Raw genomic sequence first — 19,360 nt, 5'->3', positions numbered from 1 at the left:
GTTCAGCCTGGGCTGCCGAGCCTCAGGCTGTTGGTTTCTGCGCGGTCTCCAAGGATGCCGTCATCTGCGCATGGCAGACCTCAAGGATTTCATCGGCCAGCGCAGCGTCATCCGGGCAGGCACGCGACAACAGGATCGCCCCGACCGCCTGTGCCAGCAGGCCGATCATTTTCGCGCGCGACGCTCCAGGCGGCGCATCGGCGGGCGAGGCACACTTGCCGCCCAACGTCTGCAGCATGCCTTCTATGCCTTGGGCAAACGCGACCTTGAGGTCATCGGGCTGACGCGCCGCATCGGCACTCAAGGCGGCCAGTGTGCAGCCGTCGCCGCGTCCGTCGCGGTGCTCCCTCGACACGTAAATGTCGATGAAACGCTGAATATCCAGCGCCTGCACGCCGACCAGCGAGCGCGCAAGGCTGCTGGCGGACGCTTCGGCCATCAAGTCGGCCTTGGAGCCGAAATGCTTGTAGAACCCGCCATGGGTGAACCCCGCAGCCGCCATCAGGTCAGCCACGCCCACCCCGTCAAAACCGCGTTCGCGAAACACCGTCGAGGCTGTTTCGACGATGTGTTCCCGATTTGCCTGGGCCTGAGCCTTGCTCACTCTCACGTGCAACACCTCTCGTGTGCGCTCAAAAACAAGGTTCGATGATACATAGATGTTGATCGTAATCAAAGCTGTTGACAGTTTAGATTTCGATCATCATCCTAATGGCAAGCGGCACGATTGCCTCATCAACCGACATGGAATACGCATGACATGAGCGACCTGAATTTGTTTACCCCCTATACGATGGGTGCCCTGACGCTGGCAAATCGTGCGGTGCTTGCCCCTCTGACCCGCAACCGTGCCGGCAAAGGCCTGGTGCCCAGCGAATTCGCCGCTGCGTATTACAGCCAGCGCGCGTCCGCCGGCCTGCTGATCTCCGAAGCCTCGCAGATTTCCCGGCAGGGGCAGGGCTATCAGGACACGCCTGGCATCTACACCTCGGCGCAGATCGAAGGCTGGCGCGCGGTGACCGAGGCCGTGCACGCCAAGGGCGGCAAAATGTTCCTGCAACTGTGGCATGTGGGCCGTGTGTCCCACGTCGACCTGCAAGCGCAGGGCGTCGCACCGGTCGCGCCTTCTGCCTTGCGTGCGGCGACCAAAGTGTTCGTCGACAACCGCTTTGAAGACGCGTCCGAGCCGCGCGCACTGGAAACCGCTGAGCTGCCGGGCATCGTCAACGATTTTCGCCAGGCGGCGGCCAATGCGATGGCGGCGGGCTTCGATGGCGTGGAGATCCATGGCGCCAATGGCTACTTGCTGGACCAGTTCATCAAGGATGGCGCTAACCAGCGCACCGATGCCTACGGTGGCTCGATTGAAAACCGCGCACGCCTGTTGCTGGAAGTCACGGCCGCGGTGGTGGCCGAGATCGGTGCCGAGCGCACCGGCATTCGCCTGTCACCTGTGTCGCCGGCCAACGGCGTTTCGAGCAGCGACCCGCAAGCGCAGTTCGACTACATCGTCGACCGGCTCAACGCGCTGGGTATCGTTTACCTGCACGTGGTCGAAGGCGCCACCGGCGGCCCGCGCGATGTGGCGCCTTTCGATTTCGCCGGTTTGCGCCGACGCTTCAAGCACACCTATATCGCCAACAACGGCTATGACCTGGACCTGGCTACATCACGCCTGGTTGAAGGCAAGGCCGACCTGATCGCCTTCGGTCGCCCGTTCATCGCCAACCCGGACCTGGTGGCACGCCTGAAGACCGGCGCGCCTCTGGCTGCCTTCAATCCGGCCACGCTCTATGGCGGCGCTGCCGAAGGCTACATCGACTACCCGGCGCTGGCCGAGTCGAACTAGGCGCAACCATTTCCCCCACCGTTAGCTAAAAAAGAGACACGCTCATGACTACTCGCCCTGCCGTTCTCATCACCGGCGCCTCCACCGGCATCGGTGCCGTTTATGCCCAGCGCTTCGCCCAACGCGGACACGACCTGGTGCTGGTCGCACGCGATCAGGCCCGTCTGCAGACCCTCGCCAGCCAGTTGCGCAGCGAATACGCGGTTGCCGTCGATGTGCTGCAAGCGGACCTGACCCAACTCAGCGATTTGAACCACGTCGAAGCGCGCCTGCGTGATGACGCCAGCATCGGCATCCTCATCAACAACGCCGGCGCCGCGCAGTCGGGCACCTTTATCGAGCAAAGCACCGACAGCGTCGCCCACCTGGTCGCCCTCAACACCACCGCGCTGGTGCGCCTGGCCAGTGCCATCGCCCCGCGCCTGGCCAAGGCGGGCAACGGCGCGATCATCAACATCGGTTCGGTGGTCGGCCTGGCGCCGGAGTTCGGCATGACGGTGTACGGCGCGACCAAGGCGTTCGTGCTGTTCCTGTCCCAGGGCCTGAGCCTGGAGCTGTCGCCACAGGGCGTCTATGTACAAGCCGTACTGCCTGCCGCCACCCGCACCGAGATCTGGGACCGCGCCGGTATCGACATCAACACCTTGAGCGAAGTGATGGAAGTCGGTGATCTGGTGGATGCCGCCCTGGTCGGCTTCGATCGTCGCGAGGCGGTGACCATTCCACCGTTGCACGAAGCCGAGCGCTGGGATGCCTTGCAGGGCGCGCGCCAGGGCCTGCTGTCGCAGATCCGCCAGTCGGCGGTTGCGCAACGTTATCAAGCCCAGGCGTGACGCTTGAAACAGACCGGTCTTCCCGATTGCATGGAGTAGACAGCATGCGCGCATTGGACACACACAGCCGCTCGGGATCGCCGGCCTCGTTTGCCCTGGCTGAGAACCAGTCGATCACGGTAGGTGGCGTTGCCTTCGCCTATCGCGATCTGGGGCCCCGGGTCGGGGTGCCGTTGATGGTGCTCAATCACTGGGGCGCGGTACTGGACAACTTCGACCCCAGGATCATCGACGGCCTGGCGGACACCAGGCGCGTCATCGCCCTCGACTATCGCGGTATCGGCGGCTCAGGCGGCACCGCGCCGTTGACCGTCGCTGAAATGGCCGACGATGTCATCGGCCTGATGCGGGCGTTGGGGGTGGAACAGGTCGATCTGCTGGGTTTTTCCCTGGGTGGTTTTGTCGCTCAAGACATCGCCATGCAGGCGCCCGGACGCGTGCGCCGACTGATCCTCACCGGAACCGGCCCTGCCGGCGGTACAGGCATCGCCAACGTCGGCAAAGTGTCATGGCCCTTGATGATCAAAGGCCTGCTGACCCTGCGTGACCCCAAGTTCTACCTGTTCTTTACCTCGACGGCCAACGGGCGCCGAGCGGCGTCCGCGTTTTTGAAGCGCTTGAAGGAGCGCCGCAAAGGCCGCGTCAAAGGCCCGACCCCGCGTGCGTTTGCAAGGCAGTTGAAAGCCATCACGGTATGGGGCAGACAGGCACCGCAAGACCTCTCTGGCCTGCAAATGCCGACGCTGGTCGCCAATGGCGATCACGACATCATGGTGCCCACGGCCAATTCGATCGAGCTGGCCAGGCGCATTCCCGGTGCCCAATTGATTCTTTACAAGGACGCCGGGCACGGCGGGATTTTCCAGTACTACGCTGAGTTTGTCGCCCAGGCGCGGGCCTTCCTTGACGCTTGAGCGCTTTGACGCCGTTTTCCTCCCACTGACAAGAGCATCCGCAGCATGAAGGCATTTTTCATAGACCGTTACGGCAAGCGCAACGGCGCGATGGGTGAAGTACCCGAGCCGGTGGTGGGGGAGCACGATGTGCTGGTCCGAATTCACGCCGCCAGCGTGAACCCGTTGGACTCAAAGATCAGGGCGGGGGAGTTCAAGCTGATCCTGCCCTACGCATTGCCCCTGGTGTTGGGCAATGACCTGGCCGGTGTGGTGGTCGGCATCGGCTCGGCGGTTTCGCGCTTCAAGGCCGGCGATGAAGTCTACGCACGTCCTCCCGACGGGCGCATCGGTACCTTCGCCGAACGGATTGCCGTGAACGAGCACGCCTTGGCGCTCAAGCCCACGAACCTGGACATGCTTCAGGCCGCGTCCATTCCCTTGATCGCACTCACCGCCTGGCAGGCACTGGTGGAGACCGCCCAGGTGAAACCCGGCCAGAAGGTATTGATTCACGCCGGTTCCGGCGGTGTCGGCACGCTGGCCATCCAGCTCGCCAAACACCTCGGCGCATTTGTCGCGACCACCACCAGTTCGTCGAACGTCGAGTGGGTCAAAGCGCTGGGCGCGGACGTGGTCATCGACTACACACAGCAAAATTTTGCCGACGAGTTGCAGGGTTATGACGTGGTGTTGAACAGCCTCGGTGGCGATGTACTCGAACAGTCGCTCAACGTGCTCAAGCCTGGCGGGCAGCTCATTTCCATTTCGGGCCCGCCGACCGCGCAATTCGCCCAGGCGCAAGGCTTGTCCTGGCTGCTGCGACAGGTCATGCGCCTGCTCAGCAGCGGGATTCGACGCAAGGCACGCAAGCGGGGCGTCGGCTACACATTTTTGTTCATGCGCGCCAACGGCGCGCAGCTGCAGGCGATCACCGCGCTGATCGAAGCGGGATCGATCAAACCGGTGATTGACCGTTGCTTCCCTTTTGAGTCGACGGCAGAGGCGTTGACGTATGTCGAGCAGGGCCGGTCCAAAGGCAAGGTGTGCATCCGCATCCACTGAGTACGCCATTCGTCCTTTTTCGCGCACTCCAGAGCCAAATGCGATTCCAAGGGGTTATCACCGGTGAACTGGAGATTTCCCATGAAACATGACCCCTCCCATCCCCAGCAGGGCTCCCGTGAAGACCTGGGTGAACCGAATGACGACGGTTGCCTGGTCGGCACGGCCGGGCGTGAGGAAGACCCCAACGCGACCACCGACTGGGATCACCCCGATGACATCGATACCGAGCAGGAGATCGATGTAAAGCCGCCCAATGGCACGCCCGGTATCGACGTTGTGCCTGATGCTGACAATGAAGGTGCGGATTGACCGGCCTGTCGAGCAGGGCCGGACCAACGAAGCATAGGTATCTGTGGCAAGGGTGCTCGAGATCAAGATCAGCAGCCAGAGCGACAGCCACAGCGGAGCGTCGCACTCCGAGAGATTTTTATGGTCAATGGAACACGCACCACTGACCCGGAGGTGAACCTTGGCAAAAAAGACAAAGCCTGTGGTCCACGACAGCGATCTGGCGGCGTTATCCGCCCACCGCAAAGACCTGTTCTTCGCCGCCATGCAAACCAGCCACAGCGCGATGATCGTGACCGATCCTGCGCAGCCCGACAATCCGATCATCTTCGCCAACCAAGCGTTCCTGGCCCTCACGGGGTATGAACAGGATGAAGTGATCGGGCGCAATTGCCGCTTTCTGCAAGGGCCACACACCGACAAGGACGCCTTGCGCCACGTGCAGCGCGCGTTGGAGCGACACCACGAGGTGTGCGTGGAGGTCATCAATTATCGAAAGGATGGCTCGACGTTCTGGAATGAATTGTTCCTTGCGCCCTTGTTCAACGAGCGCGGGCAACTGGTGTATTTTTTTGCTTCCCAGCTGGACGTGAGCCGGCGTCACGACGCCGAACGGCGCGTGCGTCGCCTACAGGACCTGGAAGCCCTGGGGCAACTGACCGGCGGTATCGCCCATGACTTCAATAACCTGCTGCAGGTGATGGTCGGCTATCTCGAACTGATCCAGCAGAGCGCCAAGCGCCCCGGCAGCGACCCGCAGCGCATCGTCAACAGCGCCGGTCGAGCCAGGGCGGCCGCTGAAAAGGCGCAGACCCTGACCCAGCAATTGCTGGCGTTTTCGCGCAAGCAACGGCTCGACAGCCGCGTGATCAATTTGAACCGCTTGCTCAGCCGCCCGGACTTCATGGCGCAGTCACTGCCGGGTGTCGATCTGCAACTGGAACTCGCGCCTGACCTTCGCAACTGTTGCGTCGACCCTGCCCAGGCCGAGCTGGCGGTGCAGCACCTGCTGTCGAACGCCAGGGATGCATTAGAGGGGCGTGACGCGCCGACGGTGACGGTCAAAACCTGCAATGTCCAAGTGCCGGGCGATGTGCTCGCGCAAGACGATGGCCTGGCCGCGGGCGACTATGTGAGCATCTCGGTCAGTGATAACGGCAACGGCATGACCAGCGGCATCCAGGAAAAAGTCATGCAGCCGTTCTTCACGACCAAGGAGGAGGGCAAGGGCTCGGGGCTGGGGTTGTCGATGGTGTATGGGTTCGTCAAGCAATCGGGCGGGGCGGCGCGGGTCCATTCATCCCCCGGCATCGGTACGACGATACGCCTGTATTTTCCGGCGGACGACAGCCAGCCTTGGGTCGAACACACGTCGGCAGAGACGACCTCGCTGCAAGGCCGCGAGCGCATCCTGATCGTGGAGGACCGGCCCGAGGTGGCCGAACTGGCGCAGGTGGTCCTGGCGGATTACGGTTACCGCACAGACACCGCGCTCAATGCCGCCGAAGCATTGGCCAAGCTCAAGCACACGACGTATGACTTGGTGTTCAGTGACCTGATCATGCCGGGCGAGATGAATGGCGCAGCGCTCGCACGTGAGGTCTCGCGCCTGTACCCCTGCACCAGGATCCTGCTGACGACCGGCTACGCCAAAGACTCGTTGGAGCGCGCCGATGTGCAGGTGCAGGAGTTCGAGCTGATTCCCAAGCCCTATCGGCCGGTTGACCTGCCTCGGAAAATCCGCGCGGTGCTCGATGCGTAACTCGCGAACGCCTCGCGTAGCCGCTGCCGAGCCTTGGCGAGGCAGCGTCGGCGGTGCGTCAGATACGCCGCGAACGCAGCCTCGCCAGTGCTCAGTGCGCGAGCATGTTGTGATGAATGCTGTTCATGATCCATAGCGACAGGCCCACCAGCAGCACAATGATGACCGCCGAGAAAATCAGCGCAATCAGGTTCCAGCGTTGTTCCTGCGCCGTGTCCAGGTGCAGGAAGAATTTGAGGTGGACCACGATTTGGATCGCGCCCAGTGCCACCACCAACCACGCGGTGACGGTGCGCGGCAGTGACGGGAACATCGCCAGGCCGAAGGGGATCAGGGTCAGCAGCACCGACACCACAAAGCCCACCAGGTAAGAGCGGCTGCTGCCATGGCTTGTACCGGCGCTGCTGTGAATCGAACTTTGCTTGTACATGTCACACCACCCCCAGCAGATAGACCACGGTAAACACGCAGATCCACACCACGTCCAAGAAGTGCCAGAACAGGCTCAGGCAACTGAGACGCGTGGCATTGGTAGTGGTCAGGCCGCGTTGATGAACCTGGGCCATCAGCACCGCCATCCACACCAGCCCCGTCAGCACGTGCGCGCCGTGGGTGCCCACGAGGGTGAAGAACGCGGTCAGGAACGCACTGCGGTCCGGCCCGTGGCCCGCTTCGATCAGGTGGTGGAATTCGTTGATTTCCATGGCGATAAAGCCTGCGCCCAACACGAATGTGAGCCCCAGCCAGCGCAAGACGTGCCCTTGCTGGCCACGGTTCATGGCGAGCATTGCGTAGCCGTAGGTGATGCTGCTCAGCAGCAACAGCATGGTTTCACCCAGCACATAGGGCAGTTCGAAAATATCCACGCTTGAGGGGCCGCCGGCCACGCTGTCGCGCAGCACGGCATAGCCGGCAAACAAGGTGGCGAACAGGATGCAGTCGGTCATCAGGTAGATCCAGAACCCGAACAGGCTCAGGGAACCGGCGTCTTCGTGCCCTTGTTCGTGGGTGCGCGCGATGTCTTTTTCGATAACGATATGGGACATGGGTCAAGCCTCTGCCAGGTCTTTCAAACGTGCCGTTTCGATGCGCGCGACTTCCTGCGCGGGCACGAAGTAATCGGTGTCTTCGTCGTAGCTGCGCACCACGAATGCAACCACCGACGCCACCAGGCCGAACGCCGCCATCCACCAGATATGCCATACCAGGGCGAAGCTGCAGACCAGCGCGAACAGGCTGATCACCAGGCCCGAGGCGGTGTTGCGCGGCATGTGGATGCTTCGGTAATCGGTGTGGCTGAGGGTGCTGACGCCGCGCTCCTTCATGCCCCAGTAAGCGTCCAGGTCGCTGACCTTGGGTTGCTCGGCAAAGTTGTACAGCGGTGGCGGAGAGGCGGTGGCCCATTCCAGGGTGCGGCCGTCCCACGGGTCACCGGTGAGGTCGCGATAGCGATGACGGTAGCGGATGCTGACAAACAGTTGCAGGGCCTGGGCGGCGACACCGCAGAGGATAATCGCCACGCCCGCCAGTTCGAGCAGCAACCAGGGCCGCCACTCCGGGTTGTTGAAGTGGTTGAGGCGGCGCGTCATGCCCATGAAACCCAGCACGTACGACGGCATGAAGGCGAAATAGAAGCCGGTCAGCCAGCACCAGAAGGCAATGCGCCCCAGCCTGTCGTACAAGCGAAAACCAAAAGCCTTGGGGAACCAGTAGGTCAGGCCGGCCATGTAGCCGAACACCGCGCCGCCGATGATCACGTTGTGAAAGTGAGCGATCAGGAACAGGCTGTTGTGCAGCATGAAGTCGGCGCCGGGCACGGCCAGCAGGACGCCGGTCATGCCGCCGATGCTGAACGTCACGATAAAGCCCAGGGTCCACAGCATGGGGGTTTCGAAGCGCACTCGACCCCGGTACATGGTGAACAGCCAGGTAAAGATTTTCACCCCGGTCGGCACGGCGATGATCATCGTCATGATGCCGAAGAACGCGTTGACGTTGCCGCCCGAGCCCATGGTGAAAAAGTGATGCAGCCACACGATGAACGACAGCACGGTAATCGAGATCGTCGCCCACACCAGCGACACGTAGCCGAACAGCCGTTTACTGCTGAAGGTGGCCGCTATTTCGGAAAATACCCCGAACGCCGGCAGGATCAGGATGTACACCTCCGGGTGCCCCCAGGCCCAGATCAGGTTGACGTACATCATCGGGTTGCCGCCGGCTTCGTTGGTGAAAAAATGCATGCCCAGGTAACGGTCCAGGCTCAGCATCAGCAGGGTGGCGGTCAGGATCGGGAACGACGCCAGGATCAGCACCGACGTGCACAGCGCATTCCAGGTGAACACCGGCATCTTGAACAGGGTCATGCCTTCGGTGCGCATCTTCAGGATCGTCACGAAGAAATTCACCCCCGTGAGCAAGGTGCCGATGCCCGATATCTGCAGTGACCAGATGTAATAGTCCACGCCGACCCCGGGGCTGTAACCCAGCTCGGACAACGGCGGATAGGCAACCCATCCGGTGCGCGCAAACTCGCCCACCCCGAGTGAAATGTTGACCAGTGCCGCGCCGACCACGAACAGCCAGAAACTCAACGCATTGAGAAACGGGTAGGCCACATCGCGCGCGCCGATCTGCAACGGCACAACGATATTCATCAACCCGACCACGAAAGGCATGGCCATGAAGAAGATCATGATCACCCCGTGGGCGGTGAAGATCTGGTCGTAGTGTTCCGGCGGCAGGTAACCCGGCCCGCCGCCGGCGGCCATGGCTTGCTGGGTGCGCATCATGATCGCGTCGGAGAAGCCACGCAGCAGCATCACCAGTGCGACGATGATGTACATGCAGCCGATTTTCTTGTGGTCCACCGAGGTGAACCATTCGCGCCACAAATAGCCCCATTGGCGTTTCCAGGTGATCGACCCCACCAGCGCCACACCGATCAGCCCGACGACGGCCAGGGTGTACATCACAATGGGTTCAGTCGTCGGAATCGCGTCCCACGATAGTTTTCCGAACATGCTTATTGCTCCTTGGCCAGGTAGTGGTCGGAACGCTTGCCGGCGTCGTTCAACTGCGTCTGGCCGCGCCTTTTATCGGCCTTGTTCATGCCTTCGTACTTGTCGACGATGTCCAGGAACAATCGCTCCTGTACCGCCGAGTAATAGGTCACCGGGTGGCGTGTACTGGGCTTGGCCAATTGCGCATAGCTGTTTTGGTCGAGCGGCCTTGCCGCGCCCTTGACCTTGTTGACCCAGGCCTGGAAGTCGGCAGGGCGCAGTGACAGCGTGGCGAAGTGCATGTCGGAAAAACCGGGGCCGTTGTAGTTGGCGGCTATCCCCCTGAACACGCCGGTTTCGTCGGCGATCAGGTGCAGCTTGGTCTGCATGCCGGCCATGGCGTAGATCTGTCCGCCCAGGGCCGGGATAAAAAAGGAAGTCATGGCGGCGTCGGAGGTGATGGTAAAGCTCACCGGCGTGTGTACCGGCAGGGCCAGCTCATTGACGCTGGCGATGCCCAGGTCGGGGTAGATGAACAGCCATTTCCAGTCGGTGGCGACCACTTGCACGTTGATCGGCGGTGTGTCCGAGTCGAGCGGTCGATAGGGGTCCAGGGCGTGAGTGGTTACCCAGGTGACCCACCCCAGGGCAATGATGATAAGCAACGGAACGCCCCAGACCACCGCTTCGATTGTGTGTGAACTGGCCCAGCGGGGGGAGTAGCGCGCTGTTTTGTTGGTCGCGCGGTAGCGGTAGGCAAAGACGAATGTCAGCACGATCACCGGCACCACCACCAGCAACATCAGGCCCGTGGCGAGGATAATCAGGTCGCGTTCATCGGTTGCAATCTGCCCCTTGGGGTTGAATACCACCAGATTGCAACCGGTTAACAAGAACATGCCGGTGAGTGAGACCAGGCAATACCCAAGCATTCTATTCATGCCCTGCTCCTGTGTTGAAAGTTTCACTGTTTCCCTGTTGAAACTGCGCAATTGCATTCGCAAGTTGGTTTGTCGACGCACTGACGCTGCGCTTGTTACAGGCCCTGTTGTCGTCAGTCGGCTAACGCCTGGCAATAAGCCGCCCGCCACGGATAAATCCCCGGTTTTGTTGGGTTCAAGGTTGGGCGGCGGGGCGTGTTGCAGCCAGCTCCCGAAAGGTTTGAATGGGGTCTTCCGGGTTGGTTTAACAATTTGTTACGTCGCCTGACGAACGGTTTAACAAGCGAAACGGTGACGGCGTTTTAATAGATGCGTGAGGTATCCAAGTTGTCAGGTAAGTTGAGGGCGCTCAACTAACGTTGGTGGAGAACACTATGTTTATTCGTGGCAATACCTATAAGGCGTGGGCCGCCAAGGCGCTGGACGAAGAGTGCTTTACCCAGGAAGTGGAAAACGGTTGCCATATCGAAGTCAGGGCACGGGAACGCGAGGACGCTGACATTGAAATCCTGATCAGCGTCTACACCGCCACAGGGGAGTGTGTCGTCGAACGAACCCGGCAGTTGCCGGGCTCGGAATGGACGGTGCGGGACGCGCTCAAGCGCGGGATTGACCAGGCCGAAAGGATTGCGGGTGGCGAGTCCGGCCGATTGCCCTGCGCTGATGCGCAGCATCACGCAGACGACTGACCGCTCATCGGAGGGTGAACATAAAATTTCGATGCCCTCATTCGATCTTCTGGTCATCAAGGAAGGGCCATGAAACCTGTGGCGATTGTCGCGGCGGCCCTTCGTGATGACTGATGAAAGGAGATCGATCCATGTCGAAAATCGATAATCTGCTGGACAACAAGGGCACCCCCTTGGACAAGCAGAGCTTTACCTGGCGTGATCTGGCCGGCAAGCCGATCAGCAAGCTGGACGACGATGCATTCACCCGGGTGCGGGTGATTTTGATGAACGGCGTTGAATCCGACGCCTTGCGACTCAAGCACTTCGGCGCGCGGTTTCACAAGGCGCTGCAGCTGCCGCTGGCGCAGATACGCCGTGTCGAGCAACACCAGATGACCGCGATCAACTGGCTGCTGTCGGCCGACCATTCGCCCCTGGAAACCACCGTGGCCTATGAGCAGGTGGCGATCGAGGTGACCGCCGCCGTTGCCCAGAACGAGCCCGACGCGTATCAGGCGCAAACGTACCGTTTCGGTCTGCTGGAAGACTTCGATCACCTTTATCGTTATGCCGCCATGCTTGATCGGTTGGAAGGCAAGGATGCCAACAACATCCTGCAGGGCTACACCGATCTCGTTCCCGGCCGGCCGACCAGCGAGCATCATCGCGCGCCCAGCGATGACCTGCGTGACAACTATGAGAAGGACAATGCCGCCCTGATCACCAAGATCCACGCGGCGTTGATCACCGGTGCCGAATACCAGACCCACGATTACTACATGAACATCGGTCCGTTGTTCGCCGACCCGGTCGCCCGCGCGCTGTACGCCGAAATTGCCTCGGTCGAGGAGCAGCATGTGACCCAGTACGGTTCGTTGCAGGACCCCAGCGAAACCTTCATGGAAAAGTGGCTGGTGCACGAGGCGATGGAGGTCTACACCTATGCCAGTTGCGCCGAGCAGGAAGACAACCCGCGCATCAAGGCGCTCTGGGAGCGCTTTGTCGACTATGAACTGGGCCATCTCAACCTGGCCTGCGAGTTATTCAAGCAATACGAACGCCGCGATCCCGCCGAGGTATTGGCCGGCCCGCTGCCGCGCATGATCGAATTCAAGAGCCAGCGCGATTTTGTGCGCGAGACCTTGTCCCGCGAGGTCGACCTGCGTGCACACGGCATCGATTACGTGCCGAAGGAAAGGGAAGGGCAGGCGTCTCTGGATCAGCGCGCACGCCTTAACAGTGAGGGCGTCCCGGCCAACGTGGTGTCGGCTGGCTACACCTTCAAACCGTGCACCGAACTCAACCCAGCGGGAGAACAGCAATGAGCGAACGTCAAGTGATCATCGGCACCAACCGCACCGGCGCGCAGATGTCGCCTGAAGGCACCACCCGCCAATTGGAAGCTACGCGCATGTTTCCCGCCGATGTCCCCGGCGACATGAGCGCCTACACCGCCGAGCGCGAGCGGGCTATTCGCGAAGCCGACCTGATCGGCTCGGTACCGGCGCCTGGCACGGCCAAAGGCGTGGTCAAGACCGTGCTCGACAAAACCCTCGGCAAGGCGCCTGAAGTACTGCTCGACAAGCTCGGCGAACGCCTGGCCTTCGAGCGCACCGGTGTGCGCCTGTATGAAGCGATGATCGCCAAGGCCGCCTCGGCACCGGGCGCCGATCCCGCGCTGGCGGACACCTTGCGGCACATCCAGGCAGAAGAACTGGAGCACATGAACATCGTGCGCGAAGCCATTGAAACCCTGGGCGCCGACCCCACCGCCATGACGCCTTGTGCGGACGTGGCCGGGGTCAAGGCCATGGGCGTGCTGCAGGTGTTGACCGACCCTCGTACCACCGTGTCGCAGTCGATGGGTGCAATCCTGACCATCGAACTGGAAGATAACGCGGCCTGGGAGCTGTTGATCGAACTGGCCGAGAAAGGCGGGCATCCGCTGATCGCCAAGCGCTTTAAAACGGCGTTGCAGCAGGAAGAAACGCACCTGGCCACGGTTCGCCAGTTCATTCGCGACGACCTGCTTGAACAGGTGAGCTGACCTGAGCGCAAGCCGCGGTTTCACGTCGACACCGGCGTGAAACCGCGCGCTCAAGCAGCCTCAGGGTTTGAACACCGCACGCAGACACTGGTCGGATTTTTCCTTGAACAATGCGTAGCCTTGCGCGCCGTCTTCCAGGCTCATGGGATGGGTCAGCAGGTAGGCGGGGTCCAGTTCACCTTTCTGAATGTGTTCGAACAAGATGGATGCATAACGCTGCCCCGGCTGTTGCCCGGATTTCAGGGTCAACGCCTTGTTGACGATCGCGCCCATGGGGAACTTGTCCAGCAGCCCGCCATACACGCCAGCCACTGACACCGTACCGCCTTTGCGACAGGCGCGAATGGCTTGTCTGAGAACGGTGCCGCGTTCGGTGTGCAGCCTGAGCAGTTGCTTGGCCTTGTTATAGGCGTAGTCGATCCCGATCCCATGCGCCTCCATGCCTACGCAGTCGATGCAGCGGTCCGGTCCGCGCCCGCCGGTCAGTTCCAGCAAGGCTTCGTGCACGTTGGTTTTTTCGTAGTTGAGCGCGATTGCCTTGCCGCGCTCCTCGGCCAGGCGCAGCCGGTCGGGGTAACGGTCGATTGCGATCACCCGTTCTGCGCCTAACAGGTAGGCGCTGCAAATCGCCATCTGACCGACGCCGCCGCACCCCCATACCGCTACTGTGTCGCCGGGTTGGATATTGGCATTGTCCGCCGCGAAATAGCCGGTAGGCGCCGCATCCGAGACAAACAGTGCCTGCTCGTCGGTGACGCCTTCGGGCACCTTGAACAGGTTGACGTCGGCAAACGGCACCCGCACATAGGTTGCGTGGCTGCCGGGATAACCGCCGAAGGCGTGGCTGTAACCGATGATGCCGCAGCACGGCTGGCCGTACAGCAGGTCCGTTGCCGACGGGTTGGGGTTGGAATTGTCGCAGCAGGAGAAGTCGCTGCGCTGGCACGGCTCGCAGTTGCCGCAGCCGATGATCGAGATAGCGACCACTTTGTCGCCCTGGCGCAGGTCGGTGATGCCTTTGCCGACATCCACCACTTCACCCATGAATTCGTGGCCGATGATATCGCCGGGCTTCATGGCCGGGACGTAGCCGCCCAACAGGTGCAGGTCGGAACCGCAGACGGAGGAGAGCGTGACACGAACGATTGCGTCACGCGGATTGAGAATCGCTGGGTCGGCAACGTTGTCGACTTGCAGCATGTTCGGTGCTTGCCAAGTGAGTGCGCGCATCAGTTGGGCCCTCCTTCAACGGCTACGCCGGTTTTGACGGCCGAGTGATCGCTGGTTTCAGGCTCGGCGTCGTGGACGTAGAAGAAATTGTCGTCGTGTTCCGGATGGAGGCGGTTGTTGCTGACCTCGCCGGTCTCCAGTTGTTGTTTCACGGCCTGCAAAGCGTTGAGCAAGGCTTTATCGCTGAACAGGCTGATGGCGCGCGCCAGGCCATAACCCAGCTTGCCCAGGGCCGGTTTGCACGCCACGACTGCCTTGACCTGCGTACCACGACCCGCGGGGGCGGGTGTCAGCGAGACGCGGATGTCGTGTGCCCAGCGTGCGCCGCTTGGGGTTTTCCAGCCAAGCACATGGGGATCCTGCGTGTCGGTGCGCACCAGTGTGCAGTGCAAGCGTCGCCCGGCCGGTACACGGATCGTCCAGCGCGTAGTGTCCGGTGTCAGTTGTTCCACGCTGTCGACCCAGCGCAGCAGCGGGCCGATGTTCTGTGGCCGGGCGATGAATGCCGCCACCTCATCCAGGGGACGCCCGATGGTGATACTGCGCGTGATCGCCTCGCTGATCGGCCAGTCACGTTCCGCACTCACTTGCTGTTCGAAGGGCGTTGGCGTCAGTGCCTGCTTCAGCGCGCAATGCCCGGCGGTACCGCGATAGACCCCATAGGCGCCGGCCGCGATCTGCAATGCGCCGCTCAAACCGCCCCTGCGCCAGCCAGTGAGCAGCAGCACGGCACCGGTCGTGAGCGAAAGCGTGCGCTCGGCTTGGGTCATCGTGCCGCGCCGAGGTGTGTCCTGATGGGTGTGGGTTGCAATCAGTGGTTGGTCAGTCATGTTCCAGTCCTCCAACGGGTGTGTTTGCGATAGAAAAACTCGCGCCGTTTGAGGTTCAGTGCATTTCGCGATTGGGGGGATGAAAGGTGTTCAAGGCTGTGCCTGCGGTCGGCGCAGCGCCGGTATTGGCTTTCAGTCCCGTCCGTTGAGCAACCCGGCAGGCTGCTTGCGACGCCGCTCGAAATCTTCCCATTGCTGCGGTTTTCGCTGTTCGCCACAACCCATGCACACATAAACATCCGGATCCAGGCCCAGATAGTAGCCCTTGCGTATATACGGGTGATTGCACCTGCCTGCCACTGGGTCGCGACCGGGCTGAGCGCAATTTTTTGTAGCCATAGCACTGCCATAAAAAAAGCCCGCACTACGTACGGGCAAAACAGGAGTATTACCAGGGAATTGATGAGTGAATACACTCAGTATTGAGAAACGAAAACAGCGAACGCAGTTTCGTTTTTTTAATCAGATGGCGACGAATGGCAATAGTCTTGATGGGTTGGGTGCTGTTTGAAGTTACATTCATTCGGGAGGGGGTGGTATATATGGCTTCGCAATGAATGGAACACTGCCGGAGGGGCGCCACTTCACATTTTCAAGACCGTAGCGCTCGGCAAGCGGTTTACTGATGCGTTTGATCTTTTCATTGCGCGACCGCGGAATGATACCGATGCCGGCGTCGCAACAGGCCCAGTGCCATGCCTCTGCGTTGTTCATGACATCGGCCCTAATAATGAAGGATCTGGGTTCATGATGAAGTTCGTATTCGATGATATATAGAGAGTTTTTCATAAAGGCTCCGTCTGCATCTTTTTGTTAGTTGTTGCAGGCGAAGGTTCAGAATTTTTTCATTTGCCTGGCTGCTGGGTGTTTACCGCTTTGCGTTGCATGAAGTTCACCCACTTGAATCCGTATGAAGATCAATGTGGGAGCGAGCAAGCCCGCGCCCACATTAGTTGGGTGTCCAACTTCAAGAGTGAATAAAGCTGCTCACAAACTCCGCCTTGATCACCGGCAGTTCGATTCCATGGATCAGACCGGCCGCCAGGGCTTGTTGAGGGTCAAGAATACGCGGGGCCGCGATCAGGTACTTTTCGGTTTCCAGTTTTTCGGCGGCATCGGGCGTGCGTTCGGCCACGATGCGGGCGTAGAGCTGCAAGTCATAATCGAGGCTCATTGCATATTCGGACATACGCGAATGGTCGACAGCGCCTTGCAGGTGCCAATGAAACGGATGGAACAAAAACTTGCTGTGCCGGCACGCGGTGCGCCGCTCGCCGGCCAGGAAAATGATGTTACCCATCGATTCCACGGTGCCCAAATTATGGGTGTGGACTGGAATCGGCAAGGACAGCAAAAAGTTGTACATCGTAAAGCCGTAGCTGCATTCACCGCCCATGGTCGCGATGTTCAGCACCAGGCCAGAGGCGTCGCGCTGCACGGCCAACGAGGCTTTTTCGATGAGTTGGCTACAGGTAGACGCGTTAACCGGTCCGGTAAAGTTAATGACGTGTAAAGGCATGGGATCCCTCGTCAAAGAAAGCAGGGGAGCCATGCTCCCCTGCGTCAAGCGCCTCAACTGTTGCGGCCGCCGCCGTGGCTGTGCTCACCGCCTTTACGTCCGGCTTCCGAGGCTTTTTCACGGTCGTTGGCGAAATTGCCGCCACTGTTCTGACCGCCTTTACTGCCGGCTTCAGCGGCACGCTCAGGGTCGTTCTTGAAGTTCCCGCCGCTGTTCTGGCCGCCTTTGCTGCCAGCTTCCGCCGCACGCTCGGGATCGTTCTTGAAGTTCCCACCGCTGTTTTGGCCACCTTTGCTGCCGATCTCCTGGTAGAACTCCTTGTCATGCGTGGCAGAAGTGGCTTCGCCGCCTTTTTTACCGGCTTCGCTGACGCTCATTTTGCCTTGCTTGTCTTGAGTACTCATCTTTAGCTACCTCGTCGTTATGTCGGTCAATAAACGTTAACTTCGATGTTGCATGGGTGTCGCTACCAACTTGCGCGTGTCGCTATAAGTGCTTTTCGCACAAGGGTGGCGTTTGTGCGGCGCCAACAGTAGCTTCGGCGTGTTCAATAACTTGCTGGCGCTCGTAACACCCTGAGGTGTTAGAGCGTGCGCTTGTTGTGGCTTGCGGTCGAACTTCCACTACAGGCCCGCGATATAAGTCACGTCGCTGATAATCAATTGGCGCGCGCATGGTTAGTTACCTGGTTAGTGATGTAGGAGGAGGCGTTCAGTCTCCCGAGTCAAGACTTGCGACCGCCGCCGTGGCTGTTTTGCCCGCCTTTACGGCCGGCTTCCGAAGCTTTTTCGCGATCATTGGCGAAGTTGCCGCCAGATGCCTGGCCGCCCTTTTTACCGGCCTCGGAAGCTTTTTGAGGGTCGTTGGCAAAGTTTCCAGGGTTTTTATTACTGGTCGTCATGATAACTCTCCAAAATAAGGGATCGTTTCGCTAGTTGCGCATTTACGCAACGTGCACTTACTCCGATTGGGACCGTCGCGAAAATGCTTTGTGGATTTTCAAAAATGGCGATGAACGGTAGTGAACTGAAAAAAACTTGTACAGGTGCGCGCCCTGACTGCCGCTTCGTATAACTTTTTTGTGTTCGTTGATATTAAATTGATAGCTGTGCAAGCCGCTTCGCTGAGTGGGTGCTTACAGGCTTTAAGTGGCGAAAAATAATGAACCCTTACTGCGTGCTCAACACCTAACGAACATGACTGACTGGAGGTGCATCATGCAATTCACCTATTTCTGGATTTCCCTGGGCGTCATTCTGTTGTTGCTCGACCTGTGGGTCATCAACAGTGTTTGGCGAAGCGATAACTCGTCCGGCAACAAGGCCGGTTGGACGGCCCTGGTAGTGCTGTTGCCGTATGTCGGGCTGGCGATCTGGAGCATTGCGGGGCCGCGCGGCGTGACCAAAGGTCCGTCCTCGCCGGAACACAGCAAGGGCTAAGCCGGTGCGCCGTATGAAGCCCCCGGTTCACGACGACCTGCGCAGCCGCAGTTACCCGGTCAATGAAGACATGGCCTTGCAGCGCAAGGTCTGGCGCTTCGAGCGCTTGGGTTGGTATGCGATGGTCATGTTGATCGGCCTGAGCTTGGCCGGCCTGTTTTCCAAGGGGCCGCTGAGCACCACACAAACACGCAGCGCCGATGGGCAGTTGCGCGTTGAACACCAACGCTTCCTGCGCAACGGCGCTTCGGACGTGCTGGTGATTCATCTGCGGGGCAAGGCGCGCGAGCCCTTGGAAGTCGCGATCAGTGGCGAGCTGCTGCAGGGTTTCAATATTGAGATGCTGCAGCCGCAACCCCTCAAGGCCAGTACCGCGGGTGAAGGCGTCAGGCTGTGGGTGCTGAGCGACAATGATGGTCAGGCGGTGCTGTACCTGACCTTACGCAGCGACGGCGTGGGTAGCTTCGACACCCAGGTGACGCTGGCAACGGGCGCGTCCGTGCGTTTCTCACAATTCATTTACCCGTAGGGGGCACCATGGACTCGGTCTTGCGCGCAGCCGCGATTTACCTGCTGTTGCTGGTTCTATTCAAGATCGCCGGCAGGCGCTCCCTGGCGGAACTGACCACCTTTGACCTGGTGCTACTGATGGTGATTGGCGAGGCCACGCAACAGGCGCTGCTGGGCGAAGATTTTTCGTTGACCAACGCTATTCTGGTGATCGTCACATTGATCGCCATCGACATTGGCTTCTCGCTGGTCAAGCAGCGCTCACGCTGGTTTGCCCGCTTGCTCGATGGCGGGCCGACCATCGTGGTTGAACACGGCAGAGTGCTCGTGGAACGTCTCAAGCAGGCGCGACTGGACGAAAGCGATATTCTCGAAGCGGCCCGCTCCGCCCAGGGCATCGTCGAGATCGAGCAGATCAAATTCGCCATTCTTGAGCGCAACGGAAAAATCTCGGTGATCCCCTTTGAGTGAGCCCTGC

General features: G+C 60.4%; 23 protein-coding genes. 12 read left to right on the top strand and 11 right to left on the bottom strand.

Annotated elements, in window-relative coordinates; genetic code table 11:
• Positions 1 to 22: 22 nt before the first annotated feature.
• Complete coding sequence (locus tag V6M90_RS02670; RefSeq protein ID WP_003174461.1) at positions 23 to 610, bottom strand: TetR/AcrR family transcriptional regulator; 588 nt, start codon at positions 608 to 610, stop codon at positions 23 to 25.
• 150 nt (positions 611 to 760) lie between these two features.
• Between V6M90_RS02670 and V6M90_RS02665 the strand changes: the two genes are divergently transcribed.
• From V6M90_RS02665 to V6M90_RS02640, 6 genes are all read left to right on the top strand, one after another.
• Positions 761 to 1,849, top strand: a complete 1,089-nt coding sequence (locus tag V6M90_RS02665; protein ID WP_332846033.1) for an alkene reductase — start codon at positions 761 to 763, stop codon at positions 1,847 to 1,849.
• Between the two features lie 44 nt (positions 1,850 to 1,893).
• Positions 1,894 to 2,682, top strand: coding sequence for an SDR family NAD(P)-dependent oxidoreductase (locus V6M90_RS02660; protein ID WP_141064128.1), 789 nt, complete (start codon positions 1,894 to 1,896; stop codon positions 2,680 to 2,682).
• A 44-nt stretch (positions 2,683 to 2,726) separates the two neighbouring features.
• Positions 2,727 to 3,596, top strand: coding sequence for an alpha/beta fold hydrolase (locus tag V6M90_RS02655; RefSeq protein WP_141064129.1), 870 nt, complete (start codon positions 2,727 to 2,729; stop codon positions 3,594 to 3,596).
• A 45-nt stretch (positions 3,597 to 3,641) separates the two neighbouring features.
• Positions 3,642 to 4,640: an NADP-dependent oxidoreductase gene (locus V6M90_RS02650; RefSeq protein ID WP_305429152.1), complete on the top strand. Its 999-nt coding sequence runs from the start codon at positions 3,642 to 3,644 to the stop codon at positions 4,638 to 4,640.
• A gap of 81 nt (positions 4,641 to 4,721) precedes the next feature.
• Entirely contained in the window at positions 4,722 to 4,952 is a 231-nt protein-coding gene (locus tag V6M90_RS02645; RefSeq protein WP_003174466.1) for a hypothetical protein, read from the top strand.
• Positions 4,953 to 5,112: 160 nt separating this feature from the next.
• The gene (locus tag V6M90_RS02640) at positions 5,113 to 6,693 is read left to right on the top strand and encodes a histidine kinase famiy protein (RefSeq protein ID WP_332846032.1); all 1,581 of its coding nucleotides are present in this window, start codon (positions 5,113 to 5,115) and stop codon (positions 6,691 to 6,693) included.
• 91 nt (positions 6,694 to 6,784) lie between these two features.
• On the opposite strand, the gene cyoD is transcribed toward V6M90_RS02640, so the two are convergent.
• From cyoD to cyoA, 4 genes are read right to left on the bottom strand one after another with little or no spacing between them, the layout of a single operon-like run.
• Entirely contained in the window at positions 6,785 to 7,123 is a 339-nt protein-coding gene (gene cyoD, locus V6M90_RS02635) for a cytochrome o ubiquinol oxidase subunit IV (protein ID WP_003174468.1), read from the bottom strand.
• A 1-nt stretch (position 7,124) separates the two neighbouring features.
• Positions 7,125 to 7,739, bottom strand: coding sequence for a cytochrome o ubiquinol oxidase subunit III (cyoC, locus tag V6M90_RS02630; RefSeq protein WP_332846031.1), 615 nt, complete (start codon positions 7,737 to 7,739; stop codon positions 7,125 to 7,127).
• A 3-nt stretch (positions 7,740 to 7,742) separates the two neighbouring features.
• Complete coding sequence (gene cyoB / locus V6M90_RS02625; protein ID WP_003174470.1) at positions 7,743 to 9,716, bottom strand: cytochrome o ubiquinol oxidase subunit I; 1,974 nt, start codon at positions 9,714 to 9,716, stop codon at positions 7,743 to 7,745.
• A 2-nt stretch (positions 9,717 to 9,718) separates the two neighbouring features.
• Positions 9,719 to 10,636, bottom strand: a complete 918-nt coding sequence (gene cyoA, locus V6M90_RS02620) for a ubiquinol oxidase subunit II (protein WP_141064132.1) — start codon at positions 10,634 to 10,636, stop codon at positions 9,719 to 9,721.
• 374 nt (positions 10,637 to 11,010) lie between these two features.
• Here cyoA and V6M90_RS02615 point away from each other — a divergent pair, with 374 nt between their 5' ends.
• From V6M90_RS02615 to V6M90_RS02605, 3 genes are all read left to right on the top strand, one after another.
• The gene (locus tag V6M90_RS02615; RefSeq protein WP_003174472.1) at positions 11,011 to 11,325 is read left to right on the top strand and encodes a hypothetical protein; all 315 of its coding nucleotides are present in this window, start codon (positions 11,011 to 11,013) and stop codon (positions 11,323 to 11,325) included.
• A 131-nt stretch (positions 11,326 to 11,456) separates the two neighbouring features.
• On the top strand, positions 11,457 to 12,632 hold the full coding sequence (locus V6M90_RS02610; RefSeq protein ID WP_332846030.1) for a hypothetical protein: 1,176 nt from the start codon (positions 11,457 to 11,459) through the stop codon (positions 12,630 to 12,632).
• Positions 12,629 to 13,354 carry a demethoxyubiquinone hydroxylase family protein gene (locus tag V6M90_RS02605; RefSeq protein ID WP_003174474.1) on the top strand — a complete coding sequence of 242 codons (726 nt, stop codon included), beginning with the start codon at positions 12,629 to 12,631 and terminating at the stop codon, positions 13,352 to 13,354. The genes V6M90_RS02610 and V6M90_RS02605 overlap by 4 nt, the downstream gene beginning before the upstream one ends.
• Positions 13,355 to 13,414: 60 nt before the next feature.
• Here the strand turns inward: V6M90_RS02605 and V6M90_RS02600 are convergent, their stop codons facing one another.
• The 6 genes from V6M90_RS02600 to V6M90_RS02575 all read right to left on the bottom strand — a co-directional run bounded on the left by V6M90_RS02600 (position 13,415) and on the right by V6M90_RS02575 (position 17,834).
• On the bottom strand, positions 13,415 to 14,584 hold the full coding sequence (locus tag V6M90_RS02600) for a zinc-dependent alcohol dehydrogenase (protein WP_332846029.1): 1,170 nt from the start codon (positions 14,582 to 14,584) through the stop codon (positions 13,415 to 13,417).
• Positions 14,584 to 15,414, bottom strand: coding sequence for an SRPBCC family protein (locus V6M90_RS02595; RefSeq protein WP_003174476.1), 831 nt, complete (start codon positions 15,412 to 15,414; stop codon positions 14,584 to 14,586). The genes V6M90_RS02600 and V6M90_RS02595 overlap by 1 nt, the downstream gene beginning before the upstream one ends.
• A 519-nt stretch (positions 15,415 to 15,933) precedes the next feature.
• The gene (locus V6M90_RS02590) at positions 15,934 to 16,203 is read right to left on the bottom strand and encodes a DUF6555 family protein (protein WP_042944868.1); all 270 of its coding nucleotides are present in this window, start codon (positions 16,201 to 16,203) and stop codon (positions 15,934 to 15,936) included.
• 178 nt (positions 16,204 to 16,381) lie between these two features.
• Positions 16,382 to 16,933, bottom strand: coding sequence for an ATP-dependent Clp protease proteolytic subunit (locus tag V6M90_RS02585; protein WP_078732623.1), 552 nt, complete (start codon positions 16,931 to 16,933; stop codon positions 16,382 to 16,384).
• A gap of 53 nt (positions 16,934 to 16,986) precedes the next feature.
• The gene (locus tag V6M90_RS02580) at positions 16,987 to 17,337 is read right to left on the bottom strand and encodes a con-10 family general stress protein (RefSeq protein ID WP_003174480.1); all 351 of its coding nucleotides are present in this window, start codon (positions 17,335 to 17,337) and stop codon (positions 16,987 to 16,989) included.
• A gap of 320 nt (positions 17,338 to 17,657) precedes the next feature.
• On the bottom strand, positions 17,658 to 17,834 hold the full coding sequence (locus V6M90_RS02575; protein WP_003174481.1) for a con-10 family general stress protein: 177 nt from the start codon (positions 17,832 to 17,834) through the stop codon (positions 17,658 to 17,660).
• A gap of 316 nt (positions 17,835 to 18,150) precedes the next feature.
• Here V6M90_RS02575 and V6M90_RS02570 point away from each other — a divergent pair, with 316 nt between their 5' ends.
• From V6M90_RS02570 to V6M90_RS02560, 3 genes are read left to right on the top strand one after another with little or no spacing between them, the layout of a single operon-like run.
• Positions 18,151 to 18,372, top strand: a complete 222-nt coding sequence (locus V6M90_RS02570; protein ID WP_003174482.1) for a PLDc N-terminal domain-containing protein — start codon at positions 18,151 to 18,153, stop codon at positions 18,370 to 18,372.
• A 13-nt stretch (positions 18,373 to 18,385) separates the two neighbouring features.
• Positions 18,386 to 18,901: a hypothetical protein gene (locus V6M90_RS02565; RefSeq protein WP_332846028.1), complete on the top strand. Its 516-nt coding sequence runs from the start codon at positions 18,386 to 18,388 to the stop codon at positions 18,899 to 18,901.
• A gap of 8 nt (positions 18,902 to 18,909) precedes the next feature.
• Positions 18,910 to 19,353, top strand: a complete 444-nt coding sequence (locus tag V6M90_RS02560) for a DUF421 domain-containing protein (RefSeq protein WP_078824067.1) — start codon at positions 18,910 to 18,912, stop codon at positions 19,351 to 19,353.
• The last annotated feature ends 7 nt before the right edge of the window (positions 19,354 to 19,360 follow it).

Origin of the sequence: Pseudomonas lactucae (assembly GCF_036688725.1) — a bacterium.
Lineage (GTDB): Bacteria > Pseudomonadota > Gammaproteobacteria > Pseudomonadales > Pseudomonadaceae > Aquipseudomonas > Aquipseudomonas lactucae.
This window is presented reverse-complemented; position numbering and strand designations above follow the sequence as displayed.

What these genes read in the sequence shown, in the direction of transcription:
- V6M90_RS02595 (WP_003174476.1), bottom strand. Translation starts at nt 15,414, where the DNA reads ATGACTGACCAACCACTGATTGCAACCCACACCCATCAGGACACACCT.
- cyoD (WP_003174468.1), bottom strand. Translation starts at nt 7,123, where the DNA reads ATGTACAAGCAAAGTTCGATTCACAGCAGCGCCGGTACAAGCCATGGC.
- V6M90_RS02600 (WP_332846029.1), bottom strand. Translation starts at nt 14,584, where the DNA reads ATGCGCGCACTCACTTGGCAAGCACCGAACATGCTGCAAGTCGACAAC.
- V6M90_RS02605 (WP_003174474.1), top strand. Translation starts at nt 12,629, where the DNA reads ATGAGCGAACGTCAAGTGATCATCGGCACCAACCGCACCGGCGCGCAG.
- V6M90_RS02665 (WP_332846033.1), top strand. Translation starts at nt 761, where the DNA reads ATGAGCGACCTGAATTTGTTTACCCCCTATACGATGGGTGCCCTGACG.
- V6M90_RS02590 (WP_042944868.1), bottom strand. Translation starts at nt 16,203, where the DNA reads ATGAAAAACTCTCTATATATCATCGAATACGAACTTCATCATGAACCC.
- V6M90_RS02565 (WP_332846028.1), top strand. Translation starts at nt 18,386, where the DNA reads ATGAAGCCCCCGGTTCACGACGACCTGCGCAGCCGCAGTTACCCGGTC.
- cyoB (WP_003174470.1), bottom strand. Translation starts at nt 9,716, where the DNA reads ATGTTCGGAAAACTATCGTGGGACGCGATTCCGACGACTGAACCCATT.
- V6M90_RS02560 (WP_078824067.1), top strand. Translation starts at nt 18,910, where the DNA reads ATGGACTCGGTCTTGCGCGCAGCCGCGATTTACCTGCTGTTGCTGGTT.
- cyoC (WP_332846031.1), bottom strand. Translation starts at nt 7,739, where the DNA reads ATGTCCCATATCGTTATCGAAAAAGACATCGCGCGCACCCACGAACAA.
- cyoA (WP_141064132.1), bottom strand. Translation starts at nt 10,636, where the DNA reads ATGAATAGAATGCTTGGGTATTGCCTGGTCTCACTCACCGGCATGTTC.
- V6M90_RS02615 (WP_003174472.1), top strand. Translation starts at nt 11,011, where the DNA reads ATGTTTATTCGTGGCAATACCTATAAGGCGTGGGCCGCCAAGGCGCTG.
- V6M90_RS02570 (WP_003174482.1), top strand. Translation starts at nt 18,151, where the DNA reads ATGCAATTCACCTATTTCTGGATTTCCCTGGGCGTCATTCTGTTGTTG.
- V6M90_RS02580 (WP_003174480.1), bottom strand. Translation starts at nt 17,337, where the DNA reads ATGAGTACTCAAGACAAGCAAGGCAAAATGAGCGTCAGCGAAGCCGGT.
- V6M90_RS02655 (WP_141064129.1), top strand. Translation starts at nt 2,727, where the DNA reads ATGCGCGCATTGGACACACACAGCCGCTCGGGATCGCCGGCCTCGTTT.
- V6M90_RS02660 (WP_141064128.1), top strand. Translation starts at nt 1,894, where the DNA reads ATGACTACTCGCCCTGCCGTTCTCATCACCGGCGCCTCCACCGGCATC.
- V6M90_RS02645 (WP_003174466.1), top strand. Translation starts at nt 4,722, where the DNA reads ATGAAACATGACCCCTCCCATCCCCAGCAGGGCTCCCGTGAAGACCTG.
- V6M90_RS02585 (WP_078732623.1), bottom strand. Translation starts at nt 16,933, where the DNA reads ATGCCTTTACACGTCATTAACTTTACCGGACCGGTTAACGCGTCTACC.
- V6M90_RS02575 (WP_003174481.1), bottom strand. Translation starts at nt 17,834, where the DNA reads ATGACGACCAGTAATAAAAACCCTGGAAACTTTGCCAACGACCCTCAA.
- V6M90_RS02650 (WP_305429152.1), top strand. Translation starts at nt 3,642, where the DNA reads ATGAAGGCATTTTTCATAGACCGTTACGGCAAGCGCAACGGCGCGATG.
- V6M90_RS02610 (WP_332846030.1), top strand. Translation starts at nt 11,457, where the DNA reads ATGTCGAAAATCGATAATCTGCTGGACAACAAGGGCACCCCCTTGGAC.